The organism is Arcobacter sp. LA11 (assembly GCF_001895145.1).
GTDB lineage: Bacteria > Campylobacterota > Campylobacteria > Campylobacterales > Arcobacteraceae > Halarcobacter.
On the sequence record NZ_BDIR01000001.1, the window covers coordinates 1 to 26562 of the forward strand.

The window sequence follows — 26562 nt, forward strand, 5'->3', positions numbered from 1 at the left end:
AAATAAGTCAAGAAAGACTAACGCATTTAAAACAGTTAGAGGCAGAATCAATTCATATTATGAGAGAAGTAATAGCAGAGTTTCAAAACCCAGCTATGCTTTACTCAGTAGGAAAAGATTCTTCAGTAATGCTTCACGTTTTACAAAAAGCTTTCTATCCAGCACCTCCTCCTTTACCACTTGTACATGTTGATACAACGTGGAAGTTTAAAGAGATGATTGAATTTAGAGACAGACGTGCAAAAGAAGTTGGAATGGAACTATTAGTTTATTCTAATCCAAAAGGTGCAGAAATGGATATATCTCCATTTACACATGGTTCAGCAGTTCATACAGATATTATGAAAACTGAAGGTCTAAAAAATATGCTTAATATTCAAAAATTTGATGCAGTTTTTGGTGGGGCAAGAAGAGATGAAGAGAAATCTAGAGCAAAAGAGAGAATCTACTCTTTTAGAGATGAAAATCATAGATGGGATCCAAAAAACCAAAGACCAGAACTTTGGAATACTTATAACGGTAGACACACAAAAGGTGAGTCTATTAGAGTTTTTCCTCTATCAAACTGGACAGAACTTGATATTTGGCAATATATCTATTTAGAGCAAATACCTATTCCTGATCTTTATTTCTCTCAAGAAAGAGAAGTAGTTGAATACATGGGTACAAAAATCATGGTTGATGATGAAAGAATGCCAGAAGAGCTTAGAAAGACTGCTAAAAAAGAGAAAGTTAGATTTAGAACATTAGGATGTTATCCATTAACTGGTGCTGTAAATTCAGAAGCAGCAACATTACCTGAGATTATTCAGGAAATGTTAATTAGTACAACTAGTGAAAGACAAGGAAGATTAATAGATAGTGATGGTGAAGCATCAATGGAGAAAAAGAAACAAGAAGGGTATTTCTAAGATGGCACATCAATCAGATTTAATAGCAGAAAATATTGAACAATATTTAAAAGAACATGAAAATAAAGAGATATTAAGATTTATAACATGTGGTTCAGTTGATGATGGTAAAAGTACTCTTATTGGAAGATTGCTTTATGATTCTAAAATGATTTTTGAAGACCAGTTAGCAAGTATAGAAAAAGATTCTAAAAAAAGTGGAACTACTGGTGATAAAATTGACTTAGCACTTTTAGTAGATGGACTAGCTAGTGAGAGAGAACAAGGTATTACTATTGATGTTGCTTATAGATTCTTTTCAACTGAAAAAAGAAAATTTATTATTGCAGATACTCCTGGGCATGAACAATATACAAGAAATATGGCGACAGGTGCTAGTACAGCAGACTTAGCAATTATTTTAATAGATGCAAGACAAGGTGTTTTAACACAAACAAAAAGACACTCTTATATAGCTTCACTTCTTGGAATTAAGAATTTAATTGTTGCAATTAATAAAATGGACTTAGTTGATTTTTCACAAGATAGATTTGAAGAGATAAAAAAAGGTTATCAAGAGATTATTCCTAATCTTCCACATAATGAAGATATCAATTTTGAATATATACCAATCTCTGCTTTAGATGGAGATAATATTATTTCAAATTCACCAAAATGTTCTTGGTATGAAGGTCTTCCATTAATGCAACTATTGGATAGTCTTCCAATACATGTAGATGAAAATGACGACTTTAGATTACCAGTTCAATATGTATCTAGACCTCATCTAAATTTTAGAGGGTTCTCAGGAACTATTGCAAGTGGTTCAATATCAGTAGGAGATGAAATTACAGTTTTACCTTCTAGAAAAACATCAGTTGTAAAATCAATTGTTTCAAATGATATAAAAGATTTAAGACCAATTGGAAAAGATGAAACAGTAGAGACAATAGAAACAGCATTTGCTCCAATGGCTACAACTATTACATTAAAAGATGAAATAGATATCTCAAGAGGAGATATGATTGTAAAATCAAGTTCTATTCCTCAAGTTTCAAATAAACTAAGCGTTATGGTCGTTTGGATGGATGAAAAGCCTTTAGAATTAAATGGTAATTATATTATTAAAAGAGCTTCATCTGTTATAAATGGTTCATTTAAATCTATAGAGTATAAAAAAGATATTAATACTTTTGATGAAATAAAAGCAAACCACTTAGAGTTAAATGATATTGCTCAATGTACTTTATCTTTAGATAGACAAATTGCAGTTGATCCATATAATGAAAACAGACATACAGGAAGTTTTATTATCATCGATAGATATACAAATACAACAGTAGGTGCAGGTATGATTGTATCTTCAGTTGCAAATGAATCTATAAATGAAGAGGAAAAAATAAGAGAATATACAAAAGCAGAAATTGAGCTGAATTCGTATATTAGAAAAAATTTCCCTGAGTGGGAATGTAAAGAAATTTTAGGATAAATATTTAGTCCCTTAAAAAATGGGACATTTTTCAAGGATAAAATAATGGCTAAAGAAACTAAAGCCCAAAGAGTAGAAAGAATAAAGGTAGAAAAAGATGGTCTTGATGTACTTCAAGACATCTATCTTTATGCCGTAACAGGGGAAGAAGTTCATCCAGAAGATATAGATAGACTGAAATGGTATGGGCTTTATACACAAAATAGAAATCTTCAAGATGAAAATGACCCTACTTTATATTTCATGCTTAGAGTAAAACTTGAAGGTGGATTATTAACACTTCCTCAATTAAAAGTAGTAGCCCAAATTTCTGAAAAATATGCAAGAGGAACTGCTGATTTTACTACTAGACAAGACATCCAATTTCACTATATCAGAGTTATAGACTTACCAGAGGTTTTTAGACTTCTTGACACTGTAGGATTATGTACAATCTTTGCAGCAGGTGATGTTCCAAGGAATGTAATTTCATGTCCTGTAAATGGTGTTGACCATGATGAAATTGCAGATGTTAGAGATATTGTAGAAAAGTTAAATGCCTTATTTAAAGGAAATAGAAACTTCTCTAACCTTCCAAGAAAATATAAAGTTGGAGTAAATGGTTGTTCTAAAAACTGTACAAACCATGAAATCCAAGATTTAAGTTTTAATGCAGTTAAACAATCAAATGGAAAGATTCAATACGCGGTTAGTGTAGGTGGTGGATTAGCTTCAAATAAAAGAATTGCAACTCATATTGGATATGTAACACCTTCACAAGTAGTACCTTTAACTAGAGCTATTACAAAAATCTATAGAGACCATGGACTTAGAGAAAAAAGAAATAAAGCTAGACTTGGACATTTAGTTGATTTTTGGGGTATTGACAAGTTTATTGAAGTAGTACATTCATCTATTACTTTTAAAATGAAAGAAGCAAATGAATTAGAGTATACAAATTCAAAACAAAGAGACCATTTTGGTATTCATGAGAGTAAAGAAAAAGGTAAAAGTTTTATCGGATGTTCTTTAAACTCGGGACATATTGGAGTAGATGGATTAAACAACTTAATCACTCTTTTTGAAAAATACGATACTACAAGTTTAAAAACAACTGTAACTCAAAATATCATAATAATTGATGCTCCAACAAAAGATAGTGAAGCCTTTACAAAAGATTTAGAAGAAGTAAATATTTTACCATTTCCTTCAAATTTTAGAGCCAAAACTCAAGCCTGTACTGGATTAGATTTTTGTAAATTTGCTATTTCTGAAACAAAAGGTGTATCTAAAAGACTTGTTGAACATCTTGAAGACAAGTTTCCAGATTTTAAAGAAAGAGTTTCAATATCTGTAAATGGTTGTCCAAATTCATGTGCGCATCCACATATTGTAGACTTGGGACTTATGGGTACTAAAGTTAAAAAAGATGGAGCATCTGTTGTAGGATATGAACTATTAGTTAATGGTTTTTTAGAAGGTGAAAAATCACAATTTGCCCAAAAAACTGGAATTAAATTTGCAGTTGAAGATGTAAATGAAACAATTGAAAATATAATTAATGAATATCTTAATTCAAAATCTAAATCATTTCAAGATTTTTTATTAACAAAAGTTGCTTAAGAAGAAGAGTTTCACCTCTTCTTCTTGAATAATTAATAAAACATATAATTAAAATAAGCTAATATTATAAAATGAAAAAAGACATATTTAGACCATTTTTTAACAAAAATACAAATACCTTAGATTTTATTAGATATAACACTATTGGAAAGAGTAAAAAAGAGTATTTTGATTATACTGCTTCAGGATTAGGCTTTAGACAAATAGAAAATAGATTAAGAGATGTATTAGAAACATATGCAAATACACACTCTAAAGAATCAGCTAACGCAGATATAACTAATTCTTACTACGATGAAGCAATAGAAAGCCTTTACCAATCACTTGATTTATGTGATAAGTTCTCAATAATCCCTACTGGATGTGGAGCAACAGCTGCAATTAAAAAATTCCAAGAAATTATGGGTCTTTATATACCACCTGCAACTAAAAAAAGATATAACATATCTGTGCCAAAAGAAGATATGCCACTAGTTATTGTAGGACCTTATGAACATCACTCAAATGAAGTAAGTTATAGAGAAGCTTTTTGTGAAATAAAAAGAATATCATTAAAAGATGATGGTCTAGTAAATATAGAAGAACTGGAAGAAGTATTAAAAGAAAATGCCCATAGAGAAATCATTGGAAGCTTTTGTATCGCATCAAATGTAACAGGAATCATCACATGTTACAAAGAAATATCAGATATTTTACGAAAATATGGAGCAAAAGTATGTTTTGATGCAGCTGCAAGTTCACCATATATGAATATAGAGTGTAAATATTATGATGCACTTTTTGTTTCTCCTCATAAACTACTTGGAGGTCCAGGTTCTTGTGGATTACTAATAATTAAAAATGATTTAGTAGATACTGACATTTCACCTACTTTTGCAGGTGGAGGAACAGTTGTTTACGTAAATAATGAAGTTCAAGAATATGACAAAAATATTATTGCGAGAGAAACAGCAGGAACACCTGGTATTTTACAACTCATCCGTGCAGCACTTGCTTATCAACTAAGAAATGAAATAGGTTTTGAATTTATAAAAAAACAAAAAGATGAACTCTTAAAATATTTTTTAAATGAGCTTAATACTTTAAAAGATATAACTATTTATGGAAATCAAACCTCTCATAATATAGGTATTGTTTCTTTTAATATTGGAGAACTCAATCCATATGATATATGTGAAAACCTATCTAAAAATGGTGGAATACAAACACGTGCAGGTTGTTCATGTGCAGGGCCATATGGACATGATTTATTGGGAATAGAAGACAAAGAATCTTTTGAAGATAAACCAGGATGGTTACGTATTTCTATTCATTATTCTCAAACTATTGAAGATATAAATAATTTACTTAAAGCTTTAAAAAAATCTATCTAAATAATTAAAGTTTTTTATTAATTATTCGTTAAAAATAGTTTTGTATAATCCCCAATGAGATTTTTAATATTTGCAACAATTTTTTTTACCGTTATGACTTTACTTACACTTCTTATTTCAAGAAGGTTTGTAAGAAAACTACACTTTTCTAAAAGAACAAAGCTTTTTATAAATATATTTTTAGCTATAAATCTTTTAGGTGTAGCAGGATATATGTTTGTACGATATAATCCAACTATTCCTAACTGGGCTTACTTTTTATTATCAATACCAATAGGTGTAATTTTTGTACTTTTTGTAGCCACAATATTTTATGAGCTCTCTTCAAGAATTTTAAATGTTATTCCTATTAATGAAAAACGAAGAACTTTTTTCAAAAAAACTCTAGATATAAGCTCAATCGCTGTTGCAGGTTCAATTAATGCAAAAGCTATGTACAATGCAAGACATATTGAGATTGAAGATGTAGATATAAAAATAAGAAACTTAAAACAATCATATAGTATAGTCCAACTAAGTGATATTCATATTGGAGGGCTTATTGATAAAAACTTTATCTCTGATTTAGTAGATCAAGTTAATACTTTAAATCCGGATATTGTTGTTATTACAGGAGATATGGTTGATACTAAATTAGAGTACGCAAAAGAAGCCCTTGATGAACTAAAAAATCTAAAATCTAAATATGGTAACTATTTTATTGTAGGAAACCATGAATACTTTCACGGTGTTACCTCAATTATAGATTATGTAAATACCTTAAACATCAAAACCCTTGAAAATGAAAATGTATATATTGGAGAAGAAGGAGAAGGTTTCTTCCTTGCTGGAGTATATGATGTTATGGGTTACCGTGTAGAAAGCTATAAACCTGATTTATACAAAGCTCTTATAGGAACAGATGAATATCCTATTGTACTCTTAGCTCACCAACCAAAATTTATAGAAGAAGTAAAAGATGTTGATTTAGTGCTTTCAGGACATACTCATGGAGGACAAATAGTACCATTTAACCTTTTAGTTAAACTTGCACAACCATATGTAAAAGGTCTACATCAACATGATGAAAACACTCAAATATATATAAACAAAGGAACAGGATTTTGGGGACCACCTATGAGACTAGGTGCAAGTTCTGAGATTACTAATATAACTCTTACTCCTATGTGATTCCAATCACATTAATTTTTTTATCCTTCTGATAATCTCTTTATGATGTTTTCATCGAAACAAAATAAAAGGATTAAGGATGGGAAAAATGAAATTCTTTATGGATACACATGATTCAAGAACAGGTACCTTTCCAGAGGGAATAAAACAAAATGAATTAGATGAGTTTTATAAAGCATATGCAAAAGCATGTGAAGAAGAAGGCGTAATTTCTGTAAAAACTCATGTAGGAAACTCTGAAGGCAAAGCTTTCTGTTTTAATATGGCAGAGAGTGAAGAAGCAGTATTTAGAGTACACGAAAAAGTTGGTTTACCATATGATTCTATTGTTGAAATAGATTCAATATATCCACTTAAAGAAAGCAACTAATAAAAAAGCAATCCTATTTTAGGATTGCTTCTTCTAATTATTTATATACTCAACAATTTCACCATTTACAGACTCTAAAAATGCAACTATCTTTTTAATTTCATCATCACTTATTTTAGTTCTATGTTGATGTTTTACCATAAGTTTTATAGCATCTTCTAACTCTTCTATTCCACCATTATGAAAATATGGATATGTACTTACTACATTTCTAAGTAATGGCACTCTAAAAAATCTATCTGGGTCATCTTTTCCTAAAAAGTTCCCTTTATTTTCAAAAGGGAAAACAATATTTGCTAAAAGCTCTTTTTTAACACTGTTATTTTTCCCATTATGACATGAATTACAAGAAGTTGTTACTATCTTTTTATATGCTTTTTGTTTTGGGAATAGATGAAAAAAACCTTCACTTATTGCATCCAAATCTTCTTTTCCTAAACTCTTTTCTAAAAATGACACTAAAGATTTATCACTTTTAAAATCCATATCAAAATACTTTCTATTTTCTTCAAGCTTTGATAAAAAAGTATTGTATCTTTTCTTTAAATCTTTAACCTCTTCAATACTTTGCATACTCCAAATTCTATGATGAACTAAAGGAAATTTTCTAAGTTCTTGTCCTCCTAAAGCTATACCATTGTGACAACCTACACAACTTTTTGTTATAAAAAGATGTAAGCCTTCTTTCTCTTTTTTATTTAAAGCATTTAAATCACCTTCAAGGAAGTTATCATATCGACCTCTTGTAAGTAAGGTCTTTTCATAAGTTGAAATCGCATTTGCAATTTTCTCAAAAGTAATCTTTTTATTTCCATAAGCTTTGAGAAATAACTCTTCATAAATTTTATTTTCTTCTATTCTTTGTACTGCAAGTTTTGGAGTAATAGACATCTCAAACTTTGCTTGTAAAGGACCTTTTGCTTGGTCCTGTAAATCTTTACTTCTTCCATTCCAAAAGTATTGTTTTGAAAATGCTGAGTTTAAAACTGTTGGGGTGTTTAGATGAAAGGGATTTTCTTGTTTTTTATGTCCCACAGCAGTAGATAATCCATCTGCACCACCTTTTTTAAAACTATGACAAGATGCACAGCTTATATCTTTTCCTAATGATAAATTTTTATCAAAAAATAGCTTTTTACCCAAGGCAACTTTTGTATGGGAAAGATCTTCTTCTTTTATATTTAACTCTGTTCTTAATGACTTTAAGTCTTTTGGTACAGGTTTCAAACCATAATAAAGTGCACTTTGAAGTAACTTCTCATCTGCAAACAACGACCCTACTAACAGTATAATTAAAATTGAATATTTCATTTCTTCTCCTTTTTAAAAATAATTCTAATATTTCAGAAAGTTTTTTTATGTGAGGAGAATCACATAAGAGCATAAAGCTCTTATATTATGAAGATTTTTTTTTTCAATAAAATATAGGCTTAATCTAACAATAGGGATACATCCTATAAACAGTACAATATAATTTAAATTTATCACACCATATAATATAAATAAAAAAGAGAAAAAGAGTCTTAAAAATATTCCTCTTTTTGTTGGGTTACATTTTATAAGTTTCATATAAATACCCTAAATATCTGAACTCTATAAGAGTCCAAATATATCCTTAGTAAAGTTTTTATACCATAATTTTGTTGCTTTTGCTGCATCCTCATTGATAGGTGAAAGATAAGAATTCACCTTGACATTATCCTTATATTTATAAGTGTGTGAAACAAATACTGCATCTTTATTTGTAACCATTGAATAACAAATATTACTAGGCATATTCTTTTTATAGTCAAATGTTTCATTTTTATATCTTGCAACAATTTCCTTCGCAACTATATAGGCACAAGAGTTTGCCATATACGCACTTTTAGGATATGGATATTCTCCTTGGGCATCTCCTATTACATAAACATCTTCATCACTCGTTGACCTAAATGTTGGCTTTCGAAGTTTTGCCCAAGCATTTTCGTACAACTCTAAATTTGCAATATTCACTAAAGAGTTTGCTTTATTTGGAGGGATTATTGAAGCCTCCTCATATTTAACTTCTAAGGTTTTATATTTTAATTCTTTTTTATCAAAACTTTCTACAAAAATAGTCTTTTTATCAAAATCAATATCTTTAAAATTTGTTAAACTTCTATAGTCTATAAAATCTGAATAATATTTATTAAAAGCTTTTAAGAACTTTGAAGCTTTAGCAGCTGGTTTCTTTCTAGGGTCTAAAATAACAACTCTTCCATCAATATTATTTTGCTTAAAATAGTTTGCAATCATACAAGCTCTTTCATAAGGAGCAGGAGGACATCTATATGAAGAAGAAGGAATTGAGATAATAAAATCTCCCCCTTTGAAGTTTTTAATCATTCTTTTTAAAGCTAAATGCTCACTTCCAGGTTTTAATCCAGCAGGAGTCTTTTGTCTTGATTTTTGAGCTTTTGAAATATCACTATCATACAACTTAGTATAATCATAATCAATTCCACAAGCCATAATCATATAATCATATTTTACTTTTGTTTTTGTTGTATATATTAATTTTTCATCCCTATTTATCTTAACAATCTTTTCATTTACAAAGGAGTACTTATATTTATTTACAGCACCAAAATAGTCAAAATTCAAATCTTCAAAACTAACATAAGGAATTCCTCCAAGCCATAAATTACTATATGGACAAGAAATAAAGTTTTGTTTTTGTTCAATAACAGTTACTTCTAACTTTGGATTGAGTTCTTTTAAAAACTTTGCAATACTCAATCCTGCATAACCTCCTCCACAAACAGCTATGTTTGTAGTTTTGTTAATCAAATCATTCTCAGGATTATATTGGCATTCAAATTTTCCCTTTGCTACACTATCTGTACTATTTAATAACGCCGCACTTATTGCAGAGTATTTTATAAACTCTCTTCTTTTCATTTTCACTCCTTATTCACAAGTTGGAAAAACTCTTGCATCAACTGCATTAGCTTTTACATATGCTTTTAAAAAAACAAGTGATTCATTAAAACTTTTCTCTTTTAATGTCTCCGATAATTCAGAATTTTCTTTTACCAACTCCTGTTTTAAAAGATATCCTTCATCTTTAAACATCTCTTCCCACTCTTTTATGGTATGTTTTTTTGCAAAACTTTTTGCATCATACTTTAAACTATCCTCTAGTAAAAATGAGTAATAAGTTTCACCTTTTTGTATATCACCTGCAAAAAGCGTATATCCAAGACATACTATTATTAGTAATTTCTTTACCATTTCTTATCCTTTTTATTAAATTTATAAACAAATTGTAAATAAAAGAAAAATAGTTTTATGTGATAGCTATCACAGAAGAAATTTTTTCAATCTCTTATAATTCCCTTGCAATTAACATAAAAGGAGAAAAAATGAAACTAAACAAAAAAATTGCAAGTGCGTTTATGATGTTATTCTTAACAGTAGGAGCTTATGCTTCAGAAGGATATAAAAACCTTTTTGTAACAATTACATCAGATAGCCTGAAAGTATCAGGTATGGGTGTAGCTGTATCAAATGCTTTTCAAAGTGCAGGTGTAAATACAACAATCCTTATTGGAGCAGAAGCTGCAAAGTTAGCTCTGAAAAAAGGTAAACAAGAAGCATTTGGACCAACGGGAAAATCAGTTAAAGAGATGTTAGTTGGTTTATCAAAAAAAGGTGGAAAAGTTATGCTTTGTGGTATGTGTGCAAAATATGGTGAGATTAAACAATCTGATGTAATAGAAGGTGTTAAGATAGTATCTCCTGGTGATGTAGCAGGAGCTTTACTTGCGCCAGCAACACAAACTTTATCATTTTAAAGAACGCGGGCTTTGCCCGCACTAAAGGAAATTTATGGAACTTTTTGATTATCATTGCTTTAGTAATTTAACTCCTAAAGAAAAAGAAAAGATTTCTAAAGAGTCTAGAAAAGTTATTCTTCCAAGTGAACAAATATTATATTATGTAGGAGATATCTGTGATGATATCCTTTTTTTAAAAAGTGGTAGTATAAAAATATATATTCAGCCAAAAGAACTAAGTTCCGAAGAGATGACTTTATATGAATTAAAATCTGGAAGTCAATGTGTTGTAAATCTATTTAGTACAATATCTTCTCAACCTGCATTAGCTAATGCAATTACAGTTACGCCAATTGAAGGCTGGTTACTTCCTAGAGAAACACTTCTTTGGCTAATAGAAAACTCTTCTTCATTTAGAGAATTTAAAATGAATGATGTAAATAAAAGAATAACAGCACTTATAAATCTTCTAACTAATATTAAGTTTTCAAATATAGAACAACAACTTTTAAACTGGTTATATGTACAAGGTCTTGATAAAATTAAAATTACTCACGAAAATATAGCTTGTATTATTGGAGTTACTAGAGAAACAGTAAGTAGAAACTTAAAAAAATTAGAACAAAAAGGGCATTTAAAACTAGGAAGAGGAATGATCTTTTTAGATTAAAAGATCATTTTATAAAAATTGATTTAAAAGTTTTTGACGATCTACTATTTTAATATTTCTTTTTTCTTTCTCAATTATTCCATCTTTAATAAGCTTTGTAATTTTTCTTGAAAGTGTTTCTTCTCTTATATTTAAAATCTCTGCAATTTTTACTTGTTTCAAAGTATTAAGAGATGCTTCATTATCATATATAAACTTTGCAACTTTTGCATTTATATCAATAGTCATATTTGTATGAATAAAATTTTCCAAATATTTAATTTTTCTACTAAGTGATTTAATAAAAAGTGTCGAAATTTCTTTTTTATGTAAAAAATTATCTCTGAATTTTTCATAATCAATCAAAATAACTTCAGATTCTGTTTCAAAAGAACAATTTGCAGGGAAAGGATTTTCTTCATAATTTGCAATTTCTGCAATAAAAGAAGGTGCATTTATATTATGAATAATAATTTCATTGTCCTTATAATCGTGCTTATAAAGCTTAACAACACCACTTACTAATAAATATAAATATTTAGACTCATCGCCTCTATAAAAAAGAATCTCATTCTTCGAATATTTTTTTAATATAGATATTTTTTGTAACTCTTCTATTTCATTTTCATCTAGCGTACTAAAAAAATAAAACTCTTTTAAATTCATAACTTCTCTTTTCTTGATAAACATCATTGCATTACTAAAAATTTTATACAAAAATGATAAAATAGAATTTAAAATAAAAGAGTAACTTTTTAATCATGGAAATAGTAAAGTTTAAAGAAGAAATTAATACCTTAAAAAAATTCTTTGAAGTCTATTGTAAAGAAAAAGACGTAGACCAAAAAATTATTACAAAAACACTAAACTACAAAAATGAAGAAATAAAGATTGAGCTAAATTTATGCCCTGAATGTCTTAGAAAAATAAACTATTCTTTTGATAGATTATTAGAATGTCCTCACGATATAAAGCCTAGATGTAGGACTTGTCCTACTCCATGTTATGAAAAAAAACAGTGGAAAGAAGCAGCAAAAATAATGCGTTATAGTGGAATGAGGCTAGGGTTACTCTCATTAAATAAAAAAATAAAAAATATTTTTAAAAGAAACTAATGTGGCATATTAAATAAAACTATTACAATTGAAAATATACATATACCCATAGTTATATGGTGGTCACTACTTCTTTGTTCACTGTTATTCATTACTTACCTCCTTTTAAAGAGGAGTAAAAAAACTCCTCTTATTTGATTTCTATACTTTTTTTGATTTTTTCTTCTGTCAATTTTGGAATAATTACTTCCAAAACACCATTATCTGATCTTGCTTCAATATTCTCAACATCTACATTTTCTGGTAGATTAAAACTTCTTGAAAACTTCCCAAAAGTAGTTTCCAATTTATAATAATCATCTTCTTTTATCTCATCTTTTGTTTTTCTTTCACCTGAGATAATTAAAAGGTCATTATTCATATCAACTTTAATATCTTCTTTTTTAACACCTGGCAAATCTACATCAATATGATATGCTGCTTCACCTTCTCTTGTATTAACAACTGGAACAAATCCACTTACAGCTTCATTTGTATTTGGATATGTATAAAAACTTTTTTCTATTTCTCTCATTTGTTTGAAAGGATCAAATCTTGTTACTAACATTTCATACTCCTTATTTTTAATTTCTTGAACTATCTCTTATCAAGTAATGAAATTATAACACTATTTTTTAGCACTTGTCAATAGTAAGTGCTAAATATTTTAGCACTTTATTGGATAATATGCTAATTAGATACCATTAATAGGCTATTATAAAATTTATAAATTTTAGCACTCTCTTAATATTAGTGCTTATTTTAATACTATTTTATATCTTTTGTTTAAAATTTAAGTCTAATTTTCTTTATATACTATATAATTAAATTATGAAATTTATTCAGAAATTATTACTCCTTTTAGGATTATCAACATTTTTAAACCTTTTTGCAAACGATATTATAGAACAGAAAAATATTTATAAAGATATTAAAAAAGTACCAAAGAAAAAAGCTGCACTTCTTCTTGGAACTGCAAAATACGTAAAAAAAGGTAAACAAAACTATTTCTATACATATAGAATAGAAGCAGCTGTAAAACTATGGAAAGCAAATAAAATTGATGCAATTGTAGTATCAGGAGATAATGGTACTAAATACTATGATGAAACAACAACTATGTTTAAAGATTTAGTAAAAAAAGGTGTTCCATCTGAATATATAGCTAAAGATCATGCAGGATTTAGAACTTTTGATTCAATTGTAAGAGCCAAAGAGATATTTGATTTAGATGATTATATTATAATTTCTCAAGAATTTCATCTAAAAAGAGCTCTATATATTGCAAATGAAAAAGGACAAAAAGCCATAGGCTTTGCAGCACGTGATATTAAAGGTACCAATGCTGCAAAAAGAATGGAAGCTAGAGAATTTCTAGCTGGAATCAAAGCCTTTTTAGATATAAATGTTTTAGATACAAAACCAAAATTTACTGGAAAGAAAATCAAAGTAAACTATAGAAAATGATTTTTATTTATTAACTATTAGACCAATCCATGTAAATAGACTTAATAAACTCCATAGGTAAAAACTAATTTCATCTCCTGCCATATGAACATTGATTAAATAGAAGTTCTAATTCCAATAGTTCATATTCCATATCTGTAGACTCAAAATTTTTTAAATATGCTTTCATAATTAACCTCTATTCAAATTAGTTTGTAACTAAAATAAAACTTGTAAATATAATAGTTGCTTGTATTCCTATAACTATTAAATAATCGTTTATATTTGTATTTATATTATTGTTATTCATTTTTTTCTCCTAAATAGGCCCTATTAAGGACCTTCATTTTTAAATAGGAGAAAATATACCTCCTATTCTTTTTTTAAATTAAAATTCGTATTAATATTCATTTTCAAGCCTTAAACACTCAAAAAATACGAATAAAACTCCTCATCTTTTACATAGCCCAATTCTTCATATAAAGTTTGTGCTTTTTTATTTTCTAAAGCTGTTTGTAAAAATATCCCTTTAGAACCACTTTTTATTGCCATTTGTGTTGCTTGATTCATAAGCATTTTTGCTATACCTTTTTGCCTATGATTTTCATCTACAAATAAATCATTTAATATCCAGGAACTTTTTGCACTTACAGAAGAAAAACTTGGATAGAGTTGGGTAAAACCTAAATATTCCTCTTTTTCGTTCTGGACGTAGAAAATTACAGATTCATCTTTTTCAACTCTTTCTTTTAAAAATACCTCTGCTAATTCTAAATTACTCTCTTGATTATAGAAAACCCTATAACTATCAAATAACTTTGTTAATTTTTTTACATCATTCGCATTTGCTTTTTTTACTATTAAATTCATTTTCTTTCCTTTTTATTCTTTTATTAATTTTTTTTGCATAAAAAAAGGGGAAGAGCTAAAAAGCTCTTCCCCTTTCAAATAGATAAAATATTTTCTATTCGTCTGCGAACTTAGCTTTCTTTGCTGCTCTTTTTCTAACTGTTGGATCAAGCTCTCTTTTTCTAACCCTAATCGAAACTGGAGTTACTTCAACAAGCTCATCTTCTTCAATCCACTCTAATGCATTTTCTAAAGACATAACCTTTGGTGGAACAAGCTTAATAGCTTCATCTGCACCAGAAGATCTTACGTTTGATTGTTGCTTAGCTTTGATTGGGTTTACATCTAAATCATTTGATTTAGCATGTTGTCCAATTACCATTCCACCATAAACTTTATCTTGAGGCTTAACATACATAATACCTCTATCTTGTAAGTTAAAGATTGAATAAGCAACAGCTTCGCCACCCTCCATAGATACTAAAGCTCCATGTTTTCTAGACTCAACAGTTCCAGAATGAGGTCTGAATTCTAAGAATGAGTGGTTCATGACACCCTCACCTTTTGTTTCAGTTAAGAACTCAGTTCTAATACCAATTAATCCCCTTGCAGGAATTTCAAACTCTAGTCTTGTATAACCAGAACCCATTGGTACCATATTTGTCATGTTAGCTTTTCTTTTTCCTAACTTTTCAATAATTGCTCCAGAGAAATCATCTGGTGTATCAATTACTAAATGCTCAAATGGTTCCATAGTTACACCATTTTCTTCTTTTGTAATTACTTCTGGTCTACCAATTGAGAACTCAAAACCTTCTCTTCTCATATTTTCAGCAAGGATACAAATTTGTAATTCACCCCTACCGTTAACTTTAAATTTACCTTCACCAATTTGCGCATAATTCATAGCAATATTAGTATTCATCTCAGCTTCTAATCTTTCATCAATCTTGTTAGAAGTTACATACTTACCTTCAGTACCTGCTAAAGGAGAATCATTAACTGCAAATGTAACAGAAAGTGTAGGCTCTTCAATATGCATAGGATCTAGTGGCATTGGATTTGCAGGGTCACAAAGTGAATCACCAACATCAATAGTTTCAAAACCAGCAACAGCAACAATATCACCAGTACCAGCAGTTTTGATATCAAATCTATCAACACCTTTAAATCCAATAAGTTTAGTTACTCTACCTTTGATTTTTTCACCATCAGCTTTAACTAAAGTAACAGTTTCACCCATAGAAATAGTACCATTGAAGATTCTTGCAATTCCAATTTTTCCAATGAAATTATCATAATCAAGTGTAAATACTTGAAGTTGAAGACCATTTTCATCATCACCTTTTGGTTTTGGAACTTCTGTTAAAATAGTTTCAAATAATGGAACTAAATCTTTTTTCTCATCTTCTAAAGCAGTCATTGCATAACCATCTCTAGCTGCTGCATAAATAACTGGAAATTCTAATTGCTCTTCAGTAGCACCCATTTGGTCAAATAAGTCAAATACTTCATCAACAACTCTATCTGGATCTCCACCTGGTTTATCAATTTTGTTAATAACAACAATTGGTCTATGACCTAATTGTAAAGCTTTTTTAACAACAAATTTTGTTTGAGGCATAGTACCTTCTTGCGCATCAACTAGTAATAATACTGAGTCAACCATCTTAAGAACCCGCTCAACTTCTCCACCAAAATCTGCATGGCCTGGAGTGTCAATAATATTAATTCTTACATCATTATAATCAATAGCAGTATTCTTAGAAAGAATTGTAATTCCTCTCTCTTTTTCAATATCATTACTATCCATAACTCTTTCATCTACTTCTTGGTGAGCAGAAAAAGTTCCTGATTGTTTTAATAATTCATCTACTAATGTTGTTTTACCGTGGTCAACGTGTGCGATAACGGCAATATTTCTAATATCTCTCATAAATTGATTTCACTTTACATTAAATTTTCGCGATTATACTAAAACTTTGCTTAATTTAAGGTAATAATAATACTCTAATTACCACTTGATTACATCATTTTTGGCTATTTTTAGATAAAAAACCACTTTTTATATCCTTTTATTAGATATACTAAGAAAAAAATTTGAAGTATAAAATGAATTATCAATCTATATTAGCCGAAATACAAAATGAAATTAAACCACTTTTTAAAGAAGGTAAAGTAGCAAACTATATACCAGCTTTACAAAAAGCAAATCCAAACGATTTTGCGATGAGTATAGTAACTATTGATGGAAATGAATACCATATTGGTTGTAGTGATAAAAATTTCTCAATACAAAGTATCTCAAAAGTATTTACTTTTACTCTAGCACTTGAAAATTATAGTAAAGAGCTTTATAAAAAAGTTGGTCATGAACCTTCTGGGGATCCTTTTAACTCTTTAGTTCAATTAGAGTATGAAAATGGAATTCCTAGAAATCCTTTTATAAATGCAGGCGCAATTGTTACAACTGATTCTTTAATTTCTAAATACAAAGATGATACATTTAGCCAAGTTTTAAAATTCATAAAAAAAACTTCGAACAATAATACAATCAATTTTGATAATGAAATATTTAAGTCAGAATTAGAACATGGGTACAGAAACCTAAGTTTAATTAACTTAATGAAAAGCTTTAAAAATATTGATAATGATACTAAAAAAGTTATTGAAACATATTTTCAACAATGTTCAATCATGATGAATACTAAACAGTTAGCCCATTCAATGCTATTTCTAGCAAATCATGGAAGACAGCCAATTACAAATGAAATTATAATAAATGAAGCAAAAGCAAAAAGAATAAACTCTTTAATGTTAACTTGTGGACATTATGATGCATCAGGAGACTTTGCATATAAAGTTGGTCTTCCAGGGAAAAGTGGTGTTGGAGGAGGAATTGTCGCAGTAGTCCCTAAAAAGATGGCTCTTTGTGTATATAGTCCTAAACTAAATAAACAAGGCAATTCTCTAATAGGAACAAAAGCTTTAGAACTTTTTACTACTAAAACTGGCTTATCTATATTTTGATTTATTTATAGTTTCTTATTTTTTTTTGCTTTTTATAATGCTTATTATTATAGACTTTTCTTTTCAATCATAGGATAAGACATGAAACAAATCTTTTTTTTACTATCTCTTTTTTCAATTTTATATTCAGAGCAAACAATTGATCCATATAAAAATATACACTATTATACTCTTGAGAATGGTTTAAAAGTTTACTTACTTAATGATAAAAAAAGCGAAAATACTTCAGTCCACATTAATGTTGGAGTTGGCTCAGAAATAGAAAACAAAGAAACTGCTGGAATTGTCCATTTAGTCGAACATCTAGTATTTAGGGACAAAAGAGTACCACACAGAGATTTCTATGATTATATGATTGATGAAGGTGCAGATTATGTCAATGGAACAACAAGAAGTCAAACTACAGAATATATAGCAACTATAAATTCAAAAAAAAGTTATTGGATTGTAGAAACTTTTGCACAAATGTTATTTGATAAAGAAATTGATAGTACCGATTTAAATATAGAAAAAAATGCTTTGCAAACTGAAATTGGCGAATCAAATTTTATGTCTTATTTAGGTTTATTGCTAAAAAAATTTGATTCTTTATTTCCTGAAAAATATAACTTTTATGAAAATGACTTTAACTTAATAAATGAAAAAGATAAAATAGATAAATACTATGAACAAATAAATAATCAAAAATTTACATTAGACGATGTTTTTAAATATTATGATGATTATTACTACCCAAAAAATATGATTTTAAAAGTAGCTGGTAATTTTGAAATTAACAAAATGAAAAAAGTTATTGCTAATAGTTTTGGAAAAATAAAAAAGAAAGGTTCTTTATCTACTTATATTTATAAAAGAGAGGCAAAACTAAATGACAAACCATTTATAAAAATTAATCATGGAGAAAAAAACAAAAACCATGCTTTTATAGGTGCAAAATACATTGACCAAGGATATAAACAATTTGTTGTTTTAGATAGCTACATAAACTTTCTTGAAAAAAAGATACAAAGATATCTTAGAAATGATCAAGGGAAAACGTATTCTGTAAATGATTTTTATTTTAGCAAAAAAGATGCTGCAATTTTTGGTATAGATTTTGATTCTTTACATAATGAATTTGATAAAAATACACTATTTGTAAAAAATACTCTTTTTAATAGTGAACTTATAACTGATGATGAAATAAAAAAAGCTTTAGATGATTATAAACTGTTATTAACAAATAAAGAGCATGACAGTCAAACTCTTCAAGATTTGATAGATGATTTAGAATCTATTCACTATATAGATAAAAACTATAATCAAACTCCTTATGAAATTTTTAAATCAATTACAAAAGATGACTACAAAAAAATTATAGAAAGTACTTTTGTTAAAAAAAATATGTATTTAACTATTTATAAAGACTATCATTTTTTTCCCTATGACAGAACTATTCTTAGCATAATATATTTTGTACTATTTATAATAATCTATTTAAAATATTCACAGTTTTTATTAAAAAATAAAAACATTTTCTACACACAAAGAGATATATTGTTTTCAAGACGTGTGGGAAATAGATTTTTATCATTTATAGTATTTTTTTCTTGTTTTATTATTGCTAGTATTATTCAAGACTGGATGATATATTTTTTCACAAAGTTTATATTAGCAGATCAAAATTATTTTAATAGATTAGAAGGTATTTCTATTTATATCTATGATTTTATAAACACAATTATATACATATTTATTTTCTTAGTTATCTTCTCTACATTATTTAAAAGATATGTATCAAAAATAGATATTTTAAGAGATAAAATAAATTTTTTAGGCTCAAGATTTATTAGTTTAAAAAAAGATGAGATTAAAGAAATTAAAGTAGTAGAATGGGAATTAAAAAATTTCTTCAAAACATATGGATATACAATGCTATTTTTTAAAAAGCTTATACTAATAAAAACCATAGAAAATGAAGAGTTTTATATTAAAACAAGTAATTCATATCATTTAGTAGAAGATTTAAATTCATGGCATAGAAAAGTAAATAATTAAAGTTTTAGTTACTGTTTCTTAGGGAATAACTACCAAATTTAAAAAAACTTATAAATCTTTAAATTTTTTTCTAATTTGTAAAAATTCATCCAAATTATCAAAAAAGATATCTACTAGTTTTGGATCAAAGTGTTTACCTCTTTGTTCTTTAAAAAAATTAAATATTCTTTCATCATCCCAAGCTTTTTTATAAACTCTATGGCTTCCTAATGCATCAAAAACATCTGCTAAAGCTGTTATTCTTCCATATATATGTATATCTTCTTTTGCTTTTCCTACTGGATAACCTGTACCATCCCATTTTTCATGATGTTCTTTAGATACTATAGCTGCTGTTTTAAGTAGTGGTTTACTAGATGATTTTAACATCTCATAACCTAATTGAGCATGTGTTTCCATAATCTTTCTTTCTTCAGTATCTAATTTTCCAGGTTTATTTAAAATAGAATCAGGAATTGCAACTTTTCCTATATCATGCATAGGTGATGCCTCTTTTATCATTTCAGCTTCTTCTTTGTCTAAACCATAATATAAAGCCAAAAGTTTAGAATACTCAGCAACTCTTTTTACATGGTTTCCTGTCTCTTTTGAACGTGTTTCACCTATAGCACCCATTGTAAAGACTACTTCTCTTTGAGTGGTCGCAATCTCTTCATTTAGATTTTTAATTTCTCTAAGTCCTTCAGCAATTTTTTCTCTTTTTTCATCCACTGAAAATGCAACATTTTTATATATTTTAAGTGTAAGGTAAATTGTAAAAAGTATTGTTATCAAAGAGACAATAAATAAAATAGCTCTATTTTTATTAATAGAATTTTCTAATATCATTTCTGTTTCTATTTCTAACTTATCGATTAACTTGTTATTTTTTCTCAATAATTTCTTAATCAACACACCTAACTCTTCTTCTTTTTCTTCAATTTGATTTAATTCAATAGTATGATTTAATAAAGTCTTAATTACTTCTACATATCTTTCAAAATCTTTACTATTCATCTCTTTTTCTAAAAAATCCAATTCAGAAATCCATAATTCTAAATATTTAATATCATTAAGTTGAGATAAAACCTTATTTCTATGAAAATCTAAGCTTGCAAAGCTTTTTATCAATTTTAAACTATTTGAATGCCAAATTTTTTCTTGAATTAATATTTGCAATCTTTCTTCATCAGTATAATTTTTAGAATATTTTTTATTTAAATTTAATTTTTTTATTTGTAATAAATAACTTTTATTAAAAAATGACTCTATTTTCTTTTCATTTTTATAAACCATTTCCAGTTCATCATTTATATCTTGACTATTAAAATTATCACATAAGATTTGTACAGACTCTACTTTTTTATCTTTTATCTCTAAAAATTTCTTTTTTTCTTTAGTAAATTGATTTTGAATATCTTTAAGAGATGTTATATCTTTCGCAAGCATAGAATCTAAAACTAATTGATTCATATTTTCTTGAATCGAGACTAAACTTATAACATAATCTTCAAAATCATTGTTATCTTTTATTTTTTCTAACAAACTATGATTTAAATAAGATATAGAAATCATTAAAAAAATAATAAAAATAAAACCAAACTTTATAGCTTTTTTAATATCCATATCAACCTTTCTTATCCAATTTTATTAATAAAACCAATCCTAATATTGTAATAAAAATACCTATAAAACCAATTAAACTAGGCAATGCTACACTTAAAAATATCATTTCTCCTAAAAGTGCAAAAAATACTTCTCCTGATTGGCTAGCATCTACTATCATCAACTTGCTTGGGGTATTTGCAATGCTCCTTACATATAAAAATAATGAAGTTGCTATCACTCCTGAAAGTAAAGCTATTAAAGCAACGCTTAAATATTGACCTTGAGTAGGTACGGTGGCATCTGTAAAAAAATATAAAACAATCCATAAAGGAAAACTTCCAAGTGTTAATAAAAACACCTTTACAAAAGCATTATTTATAACTGATATATCTTTTTTTTGCTCTTTTCTTTTTTTCTTCTCTTCCCAGACGAGCTGATTTCCAAAAGGATATGAAAAAGCTGCAATAAATACAGGTAAAAAACCAAGAAGTAAAGGTTGTAAATTATTTATATCAAAATGACTAATGTTTACTAAAGTAATCCCTGTAAAAATTATAAAAGTAAAAAACCAAACTCTTTTTGACAATTTTTGTCCAAAAAAAGCCAATACAAATAAAGAAGCTAAAATAGTTATCTGCCAAGTAGTTGCAACAACCCAAGCAGGGGAAAAATCTGCTGCATAACATATCAAAGAATAAAAAAACCCAAATCCTATAGTTCCTGATATTGTCCAAAATTTAAAATGCTCAAAATACTCTTTTAACACAGCTTTAAAATATGAAAAACCTTTAAAAGTTATAAACCCTAAAGCCAAAAAAAGTAAAGTATAAAAAAATCTAAGTGTTGCAGACCAATACCAATGTCCACCATCTAATGATATTGCACGATTTATCAAAAATGTAGCAGAAAAAAATAGTGCAGCTAATAATCCAATAATAAGTAAATAAGAAGAACTGCTTTCATATTGTTTAATGTAAAGTTTTATTTTATTCAATAATATATCCTGAAGAAGCAAAATAAAAGTATAGCAGGAAATTTTAAAAAATTTCATATTAATTATAGTAAAATTATTTATCTCTTTTTTAAAAGATTTTGCAGTATAATCACAAAAAATATAGGTTGAAATAATACATGACTCCTTTAGAAATTGCCGATATTATTGGTATCATATCATTTGCACTTAGTGGATTTTTAATTGCTGTTCACTATAAATTAGATATTTTAGGAATATTTATATCTTCATTTTTAACTGCACTTGGTGGAGGAATGATAAGAGATGTAATTGCAAATAAAACACCATATGTTTTAACAGATAATCTTCCTATAATACTTGTAGCTACTACATTATTTATATCTTTAGCACTAAAACTTCATAAAAAAACAGATTTAGAAGGTAAAACTACTTTTATAATATCTGATGCAATAGGTTTAGTCTCTTTTGCAATAACTGGTGCGTTGATTGGTATAGAAGCAGATTTTAATTTTCTTGGTGTCTTGATGTTAGCATTTTTAACAGCAGTTGGTGGAGGAACTATTAGAGATATTTTAATAAATAAAGTTCCATCTATTTTAGTATCAGAGTTTTATGGAACTGTAGCAATTATAGTAGGTCTTGTAACTTATTTTTTACATCTGTTTCATGAAACAAATATTATCAACTTAACTATCTTATTTATTTTTGGTGTAACATTAAGACTTCTAGCATATTATAAAAACTGGCATCTTCCAACTTTATCCAAATAAACTAATCAGTTTATAATTTAATTATTTTTTATATATAATTTACCTAATCTAAAATTAGGAACCAAATATGTCTACTACATTAAACCAAGAAGAACAAGACTTAGTTGTAAAATCTTTTGAAGAAGTAAAAGACTTTAGAACATTAGGTGAAAAAATCACTGCTCCAATTGATTCAATTATTGATGAAACTACAGTAATCATTGAAAATGATCCTATTATGGATGTATCAAATGAACTAAATGATATGAATAATAAAATGCAAAGTATCTATGCGGATATTATTGACAATGACGGCGCTGTAATGAAGTTTTTTAAAGGTTTACCAATTGTTGGAACAATTGCAGAAAAACTAGATGAAAAATGGGATGAGCAAAACTTTAATATGCAAACTATCAATGGGCAAATCACTACAATTTTTTCAGGTTTTGATCAAGCTTATACTTCATTAAATACATCAATAGATATGCAATATAATTTTTTAGAAGGTATTGAAAAAAATCTTGGAAAAGTAATTGATTACAAAGAGTTTCTAGATGAAAAACTTGTAGAATTCAAAACAGGCATTGAAGAAAAAAAAGAAGATAAAGAGAAACTAAAACTTTTTGTACGAAGTGTAGAATTTTTTCAAACAAATTTAACAGTTCTTATTGGTAACCTTGAAATGGCTAAAAAAAGATTACTAATCAGACTTGATTCTGCTAGAAAATTGTCTCTTTCAATGAATTCTTCAAAACCAATTTTTAAAACTTTATTATCTACTGCTGTAATTGAAATCTCTGGACAGAAAGCTATTGATGCATCTATGACTGCAATAAATGCAATGAGTGAAACTATTGATAAGATGTCTACATCTTTAACTGAGGAAGCAATTGAATCAAATAAAAAAGCCGAAGAGTTATCTTCTAAACCAATTTTATCTTTAAATGTATTTGTAGATAATGTACAAAAACTAAAAAATCATTTTGATGAAATTGAAGATTACAGAGAAAAAATTATGATTGATGCAAAAAAAGAGAGAGAAGACTTTGAAAATGCAAGAAAAAATCTTGCAGATATTAAAGTATTATCAAAATCTCAAAGTGATGAATTAGAAAAGATTTTAGCAAAGTAATATGTACAAAAATAAATCTTATATAAATAAAAAAACTAGAAAAGAGATAGAAAAAAAAGGATTTAGTGTTTATAACTATATATCTTTTAAAGAGTTAATTTCAACTGTAAATAAAGATTATCTACAAACACTAAATACTATAAACATACCTTTTGCAATTATTAATGGAATTGTAGGATATATATCTTATGAAGCTAATAATTACAAGTTTTTAATAATGCTTTATATATTTGTTTATTTTTTTGTATTTATATACCTAATAATAAAACTTGTCTATAGAACTTACACCTTTTCTATAATTACAAATGTAATATATACAACAAAAGGTTTAGTAATAAATAATGAAATACATCATTATAAAGAAGATGATAAATTAATGCCTTTACTTGAAAAACTTGAAAATTTATTTGAAGAATATCTTTCTAAACCTTCCAATTTAAAAAGTATAATAGAAAAAGAAAAAGAAAAACTTTTTAGTAAATTATCAAATAATTTTTCAAGTATAAGTAAACTGGATAGCAGGTCTACAAGTAGAGATAGTGGTAAAGCAATTATGATTGCTTATGTTGCCTTAATTGCATATTCTATATCTGTTGTATTTTTTTATTTTATAGGAATGTTTTTAGGTTTTATATTTTTCTTAATATTTATCTCATTAATCAGTCTATATTTTTCAATTAATAAATCAGATGAATTAAAAATTCAACAAGAAGTGACAAAAATTGATAAAGAGTTTTTAAATTTAGAAGATATTTATTCACATCTAAATAAGAAAATTTCTACTTTTTCAGAAGGTGAAATTTTCAATTTATCAAAACATATAGAAAATGAATACAATAGTTTCTATCAGAAAATAAATAAAATAATTGACCATAAAGATAGATTAAAAAGTATTATCAACAACTCATCTTATAAAGACTTTATTGATTTTGCACTTTTTATGATATACCTAAAAAATCAATTTAACAAGCCTCTAAAGAAAATGCTTAACTTATTAAAGAATTATAAACAAAAAGTAGAAAAGGAGTTACTAGAAGCAAAAGAGACTCTTAAAAATATAGATTCAAATGAAAAGTATCAAATAGAGACTAGAATTATTAATTTAGAGACTATAAATAAAAATATAGATGAACACTTAAAACAATTAGAAATTAGTTTACTTTAATTAAAAAGGAAAACTATTATCCTTTATTAATATTTCATTTATATTTAATAAGTAAAATTCTGCAACTTAAAATCTAGGAGAAAAGATGAAAAGAATTTTATTTTCAGTTTTATTATTTGTTGCAACTTTTGCTAACGCTTTAAACATTGGTGATGCTACACCAGCTTTTGAAATCAAAGATCAATTTGAAAAAAAACATAAAATAGCAAGTGATGCAAAAACTATTCTAGTTGCTGCTGATAAAGGTACTAGTGAAATATTAAGAGATTATTTTTTAGCTAAAGATGCTAAATTTTTAACTTCTAATAAAGCTTATTACGTTGCAGATATTTCTGGTATGCCAAGTTTAATTGCAAAATTCTTTGCATTACCAAAAATGAAAAAATACCCATTTTCAGTTCTATTAGTAGATGAAGAACAAACAAAATCGTTTACTAAAAAAGAAGAAAATATTACAATTTATACTGTTAAAAATGGAAAAATATCAGATATTAGATATGTTAAAGATGCTGCAGGATTAGACTCAGTATTTAAATAAAAAATTACTAGCTTAGGCTAGTAATTTTTCAAACGCTTCAATTATACTTTTACTTTCTAAATCTTTTATTCTATTTTCTAAACTTTCGACTGTTTCATTTTCATTTAAAACAATCTTATTTTGAAGTATAAATTCACCTTCATCATAATTTTCATTCACAAAGTGAATAGTACATCCAGATTCTTTCTCTTTAGCTTCTATTACTGCTTTATGTACATTTATTCCGTACATACCTTTTCCACCAAATTTTGGAAGTAATGCAGGATGAGAATTTACAATTTTGTTTTCAAAAGTTCTTACTAAATTTTTTTCTATTTTCTTCATATATCCTGATAAAAATATATAGTCAACTTTAAATTCATTCATCATATTAGTGATTTTTTCATCTAAGTTTTCTTCAGGATATTTACTTGTATTGATTACAAAATTTGGGATATCTTTATTCGAAGCTTTTTGCAGTACTTTTGCCGTTCTATTATTTGATATTACAAGCACTACTTGTGCATCTAAAAGATTTTCTTCACAAGCTTTTTGTATAGTGTCAAATCCACTTCCATTGTGTGAAGATAGTATTCCTATTCTTTTCATCATTTTCTATCCTAATTTTTTTAAAGGTCGA

General features: G+C 27.3%; 26 protein-coding genes. 16 read left to right on the plus strand and 10 right to left on the minus strand.

Going from position 1 to position 26562, the window contains the following annotated elements; genetic code table 11:
* Window positions 1–2: 2 nt before the first annotated feature.
* The 6 genes from cysD to BT997_RS00030 all read left to right on the plus strand — a co-directional run bounded on the left by cysD (window position 3) and on the right by BT997_RS00030 (window position 6894).
* Window positions 3–911, plus strand: a complete 909-nt coding sequence (gene cysD, locus BT997_RS00005; RefSeq protein WP_072679339.1) for a sulfate adenylyltransferase subunit CysD — start codon at window positions 3–5, stop codon at window positions 909–911.
* 1 nt (window position 912) lies between these two features.
* Window positions 913–2379: a sulfate adenylyltransferase subunit CysN gene (gene cysN / locus BT997_RS00010; RefSeq protein WP_072679340.1), complete on the plus strand. Its 1467-nt coding sequence runs from the start codon at window positions 913–915 to the stop codon at window positions 2377–2379.
* 45 nt (window positions 2380–2424) lie between these two features.
* Window positions 2425–3981, plus strand: coding sequence for a nitrite/sulfite reductase (locus BT997_RS00015; RefSeq protein WP_072679341.1), 1557 nt, complete (start codon window positions 2425–2427; stop codon window positions 3979–3981).
* Window positions 3982–4052: 71 nt separating this feature from the next.
* Entirely contained in the window at window positions 4053–5354 is a 1302-nt protein-coding gene (locus BT997_RS00020) for an aminotransferase class V-fold PLP-dependent enzyme (protein WP_072679342.1), read from the plus strand.
* Between the two features lie 54 nt (window positions 5355–5408).
* The gene (locus BT997_RS00025; protein ID WP_072679343.1) at window positions 5409–6524 is read left to right on the plus strand and encodes a metallophosphoesterase; all 1116 of its coding nucleotides are present in this window, start codon (window positions 5409–5411) and stop codon (window positions 6522–6524) included.
* Window positions 6525–6603: 79 nt separating this feature from the next.
* Window positions 6604–6894 carry a DUF4242 domain-containing protein gene (locus tag BT997_RS00030; RefSeq protein WP_072679344.1) on the plus strand — a complete coding sequence of 97 codons (291 nt, stop codon included), beginning with the start codon at window positions 6604–6606 and terminating at the stop codon, window positions 6892–6894.
* A 33-nt stretch (window positions 6895–6927) separates the two neighbouring features.
* On the opposite strand, the gene BT997_RS00035 is transcribed toward BT997_RS00030, so the two are convergent.
* The 3 genes from BT997_RS00035 to BT997_RS00045 all read right to left on the minus strand — a co-directional run bounded on the left by BT997_RS00035 (window position 6928) and on the right by BT997_RS00045 (window position 10149).
* Window positions 6928–8205: a cytochrome-c peroxidase gene (locus BT997_RS00035; RefSeq protein ID WP_072679345.1), complete on the minus strand. Its 1278-nt coding sequence runs from the start codon at window positions 8203–8205 to the stop codon at window positions 6928–6930.
* 282 nt (window positions 8206–8487) lie between these two features.
* Window positions 8488–9816 carry an FAD-dependent oxidoreductase gene (locus tag BT997_RS00040; RefSeq protein ID WP_072679346.1) on the minus strand — a complete coding sequence of 443 codons (1329 nt, stop codon included), beginning with the start codon at window positions 9814–9816 and terminating at the stop codon, window positions 8488–8490.
* 9 nt (window positions 9817–9825) lie between these two features.
* Window positions 9826–10149, minus strand: coding sequence for a hypothetical protein (locus tag BT997_RS00045; RefSeq protein WP_072679347.1), 324 nt, complete (start codon window positions 10147–10149; stop codon window positions 9826–9828).
* Between the two features lie 131 nt (window positions 10150–10280).
* On the opposite strand from BT997_RS00045, the gene BT997_RS00050 reads away from it, so the two are divergent.
* Complete coding sequence (locus BT997_RS00050; RefSeq protein ID WP_072679348.1) at window positions 10281–10712, plus strand: DsrE family protein; 432 nt, start codon at window positions 10281–10283, stop codon at window positions 10710–10712.
* A 34-nt stretch (window positions 10713–10746) separates the two neighbouring features.
* Complete coding sequence (locus BT997_RS00055) at window positions 10747–11364, plus strand: Crp/Fnr family transcriptional regulator (protein WP_072679349.1); 618 nt, start codon at window positions 10747–10749, stop codon at window positions 11362–11364.
* Between the two features lie 9 nt (window positions 11365–11373).
* On the opposite strand, the gene BT997_RS00060 is transcribed toward BT997_RS00055, so the two are convergent.
* Window positions 11374–12036 carry a Crp/Fnr family transcriptional regulator gene (locus BT997_RS00060; RefSeq protein ID WP_258239397.1) on the minus strand — a complete coding sequence of 221 codons (663 nt, stop codon included), beginning with the start codon at window positions 12034–12036 and terminating at the stop codon, window positions 11374–11376.
* A gap of 68 nt (window positions 12037–12104) precedes the next feature.
* On the opposite strand from BT997_RS00060, the gene BT997_RS00065 reads away from it, so the two are divergent.
* Window positions 12105–12458, plus strand: a complete 354-nt coding sequence (locus tag BT997_RS00065; protein ID WP_072679351.1) for a nitrous oxide-stimulated promoter family protein — start codon at window positions 12105–12107, stop codon at window positions 12456–12458.
* 130 nt (window positions 12459–12588) lie between these two features.
* On the opposite strand, the gene BT997_RS00070 is transcribed toward BT997_RS00065, so the two are convergent.
* The gene (locus tag BT997_RS00070; protein WP_072679352.1) at window positions 12589–13005 is read right to left on the minus strand and encodes an Hsp20/alpha crystallin family protein; all 417 of its coding nucleotides are present in this window, start codon (window positions 13003–13005) and stop codon (window positions 12589–12591) included.
* A 263-nt stretch (window positions 13006–13268) separates the two neighbouring features.
* Here BT997_RS00070 and BT997_RS00075 point away from each other — a divergent pair, with 263 nt between their 5' ends.
* Window positions 13269–13904 carry a vancomycin high temperature exclusion protein gene (locus BT997_RS00075; RefSeq protein ID WP_072679353.1) on the plus strand — a complete coding sequence of 212 codons (636 nt, stop codon included), beginning with the start codon at window positions 13269–13271 and terminating at the stop codon, window positions 13902–13904.
* Window positions 13905–14303: 399 nt separating this feature from the next.
* Here BT997_RS00075 and BT997_RS00080 read toward each other — a convergent pair whose 3' ends face one another.
* Window positions 14304–14753, minus strand: a complete 450-nt coding sequence (locus BT997_RS00080) for an N-acetyltransferase (protein ID WP_072679354.1) — start codon at window positions 14751–14753, stop codon at window positions 14304–14306.
* A 94-nt stretch (window positions 14754–14847) separates the two neighbouring features.
* Entirely contained in the window at window positions 14848–16668 is a 1821-nt protein-coding gene (gene typA / locus BT997_RS00085; RefSeq protein WP_072679355.1) for a translational GTPase TypA, read from the minus strand.
* A gap of 176 nt (window positions 16669–16844) precedes the next feature.
* Here typA and BT997_RS00090 point away from each other — a divergent pair, with 176 nt between their 5' ends.
* Window positions 16845–17762 carry a glutaminase gene (locus tag BT997_RS00090; protein WP_072679703.1) on the plus strand — a complete coding sequence of 306 codons (918 nt, stop codon included), beginning with the start codon at window positions 16845–16847 and terminating at the stop codon, window positions 17760–17762.
* An 81-nt stretch (window positions 17763–17843) separates the two neighbouring features.
* Window positions 17844–19799, plus strand: coding sequence for a pitrilysin family protein (locus BT997_RS00095; RefSeq protein WP_072679356.1), 1956 nt, complete (start codon window positions 17844–17846; stop codon window positions 19797–19799).
* A 48-nt stretch (window positions 19800–19847) separates the two neighbouring features.
* On the opposite strand, the gene BT997_RS00100 is transcribed toward BT997_RS00095, so the two are convergent.
* Together BT997_RS00100 and BT997_RS00105 are read right to left on the minus strand one after the other, a co-directional pair.
* Window positions 19848–21404, minus strand: coding sequence for an HD-GYP domain-containing protein (locus tag BT997_RS00100; RefSeq protein WP_072679357.1), 1557 nt, complete (start codon window positions 21402–21404; stop codon window positions 19848–19850).
* Between the two features lies 1 nt (window position 21405).
* Window positions 21406–22380, minus strand: coding sequence for a multidrug resistance efflux transporter family protein (locus tag BT997_RS00105; RefSeq protein ID WP_258239398.1), 975 nt, complete (start codon window positions 22378–22380; stop codon window positions 21406–21408).
* 137 nt (window positions 22381–22517) lie between these two features.
* Here BT997_RS00105 and BT997_RS00110 point away from each other — a divergent pair, with 137 nt between their 5' ends.
* The 4 genes from BT997_RS00110 (at window position 22518) to BT997_RS00125 (ending at window position 25943) form a co-directional block, all read left to right on the plus strand.
* Complete coding sequence (locus tag BT997_RS00110) at window positions 22518–23129, plus strand: trimeric intracellular cation channel family protein (protein ID WP_072679358.1); 612 nt, start codon at window positions 22518–22520, stop codon at window positions 23127–23129.
* A 67-nt stretch (window positions 23130–23196) separates the two neighbouring features.
* Entirely contained in the window at window positions 23197–24240 is a 1044-nt protein-coding gene (locus BT997_RS00115; RefSeq protein ID WP_072679359.1) for a hypothetical protein, read from the plus strand.
* Between the two features lies 1 nt (window position 24241).
* Window positions 24242–25405 (plus strand): hypothetical protein, encoded by a 1164-nt coding sequence (locus BT997_RS00120; protein ID WP_072679360.1) that lies wholly within the window; start codon window positions 24242–24244, stop codon window positions 25403–25405.
* An 85-nt stretch (window positions 25406–25490) separates the two neighbouring features.
* Complete coding sequence (locus BT997_RS00125; RefSeq protein WP_072679361.1) at window positions 25491–25943, plus strand: hypothetical protein; 453 nt, start codon at window positions 25491–25493, stop codon at window positions 25941–25943.
* Between the two features lie 12 nt (window positions 25944–25955).
* Here the strand turns inward: BT997_RS00125 and purN are convergent, their stop codons facing one another.
* Complete coding sequence (gene purN, locus BT997_RS00130; RefSeq protein ID WP_307189989.1) at window positions 25956–26534, minus strand: phosphoribosylglycinamide formyltransferase; 579 nt, start codon at window positions 26532–26534, stop codon at window positions 25956–25958.
* Window positions 26535–26562: the final 28 nt, after the last annotated feature.

What these genes read in the sequence shown, in the direction of transcription:
- cysN (WP_072679340.1), top strand. Translation starts at nt 913, where the DNA reads ATGGCACATCAATCAGATTTAATAGCAGAAAATATTGAACAATATTTA.
- BT997_RS00015 (WP_072679341.1), top strand. Translation starts at nt 2,425, where the DNA reads ATGGCTAAAGAAACTAAAGCCCAAAGAGTAGAAAGAATAAAGGTAGAA.
- BT997_RS00020 (WP_072679342.1), top strand. Translation starts at nt 4,053, where the DNA reads ATGAAAAAAGACATATTTAGACCATTTTTTAACAAAAATACAAATACC.
- BT997_RS00025 (WP_072679343.1), top strand. Translation starts at nt 5,409, where the DNA reads ATGAGATTTTTAATATTTGCAACAATTTTTTTTACCGTTATGACTTTA.
- BT997_RS00030 (WP_072679344.1), top strand. Translation starts at nt 6,604, where the DNA reads ATGGGAAAAATGAAATTCTTTATGGATACACATGATTCAAGAACAGGT.
- BT997_RS00035 (WP_072679345.1), bottom strand. Translation starts at nt 8,205, where the DNA reads ATGAAATATTCAATTTTAATTATACTGTTAGTAGGGTCGTTGTTTGCA.
- BT997_RS00040 (WP_072679346.1), bottom strand. Translation starts at nt 9,816, where the DNA reads ATGAAAAGAAGAGAGTTTATAAAATACTCTGCAATAAGTGCGGCGTTA.
- BT997_RS00045 (WP_072679347.1), bottom strand. Translation starts at nt 10,149, where the DNA reads ATGGTAAAGAAATTACTAATAATAGTATGTCTTGGATATACGCTTTTT.
- BT997_RS00050 (WP_072679348.1), top strand. Translation starts at nt 10,281, where the DNA reads ATGAAACTAAACAAAAAAATTGCAAGTGCGTTTATGATGTTATTCTTA.
- BT997_RS00055 (WP_072679349.1), top strand. Translation starts at nt 10,747, where the DNA reads ATGGAACTTTTTGATTATCATTGCTTTAGTAATTTAACTCCTAAAGAA.
- BT997_RS00060 (WP_258239397.1), bottom strand. Translation starts at nt 12,036, where the DNA reads ATGATGTTTATCAAGAAAAGAGAAGTTATGAATTTAAAAGAGTTTTAT.
- BT997_RS00065 (WP_072679351.1), top strand. Translation starts at nt 12,105, where the DNA reads ATGGAAATAGTAAAGTTTAAAGAAGAAATTAATACCTTAAAAAAATTC.
- BT997_RS00070 (WP_072679352.1), bottom strand. Translation starts at nt 13,005, where the DNA reads ATGTTAGTAACAAGATTTGATCCTTTCAAACAAATGAGAGAAATAGAA.
- BT997_RS00075 (WP_072679353.1), top strand. Translation starts at nt 13,269, where the DNA reads ATGAAATTTATTCAGAAATTATTACTCCTTTTAGGATTATCAACATTT.
- BT997_RS00080 (WP_072679354.1), bottom strand. Translation starts at nt 14,753, where the DNA reads ATGAATTTAATAGTAAAAAAAGCAAATGCGAATGATGTAAAAAAATTA.
- typA (WP_072679355.1), bottom strand. Translation starts at nt 16,668, where the DNA reads ATGAGAGATATTAGAAATATTGCCGTTATCGCACACGTTGACCACGGT.
- BT997_RS00090 (WP_072679703.1), top strand. Translation starts at nt 16,845, where the DNA reads ATGAATTATCAATCTATATTAGCCGAAATACAAAATGAAATTAAACCA.
- BT997_RS00095 (WP_072679356.1), top strand. Translation starts at nt 17,844, where the DNA reads ATGAAACAAATCTTTTTTTTACTATCTCTTTTTTCAATTTTATATTCA.
- BT997_RS00100 (WP_072679357.1), bottom strand. Translation starts at nt 21,404, where the DNA reads ATGGATATTAAAAAAGCTATAAAGTTTGGTTTTATTTTTATTATTTTT.
- BT997_RS00110 (WP_072679358.1), top strand. Translation starts at nt 22,518, where the DNA reads ATGACTCCTTTAGAAATTGCCGATATTATTGGTATCATATCATTTGCA.
- BT997_RS00115 (WP_072679359.1), top strand. Translation starts at nt 23,197, where the DNA reads ATGTCTACTACATTAAACCAAGAAGAACAAGACTTAGTTGTAAAATCT.
- BT997_RS00120 (WP_072679360.1), top strand. Translation starts at nt 24,242, where the DNA reads ATGTACAAAAATAAATCTTATATAAATAAAAAAACTAGAAAAGAGATA.
- BT997_RS00125 (WP_072679361.1), top strand. Translation starts at nt 25,491, where the DNA reads ATGAAAAGAATTTTATTTTCAGTTTTATTATTTGTTGCAACTTTTGCT.
- purN (WP_307189989.1), bottom strand. Translation starts at nt 26,534, where the DNA reads ATGATGAAAAGAATAGGAATACTATCTTCACACAATGGAAGTGGATTT.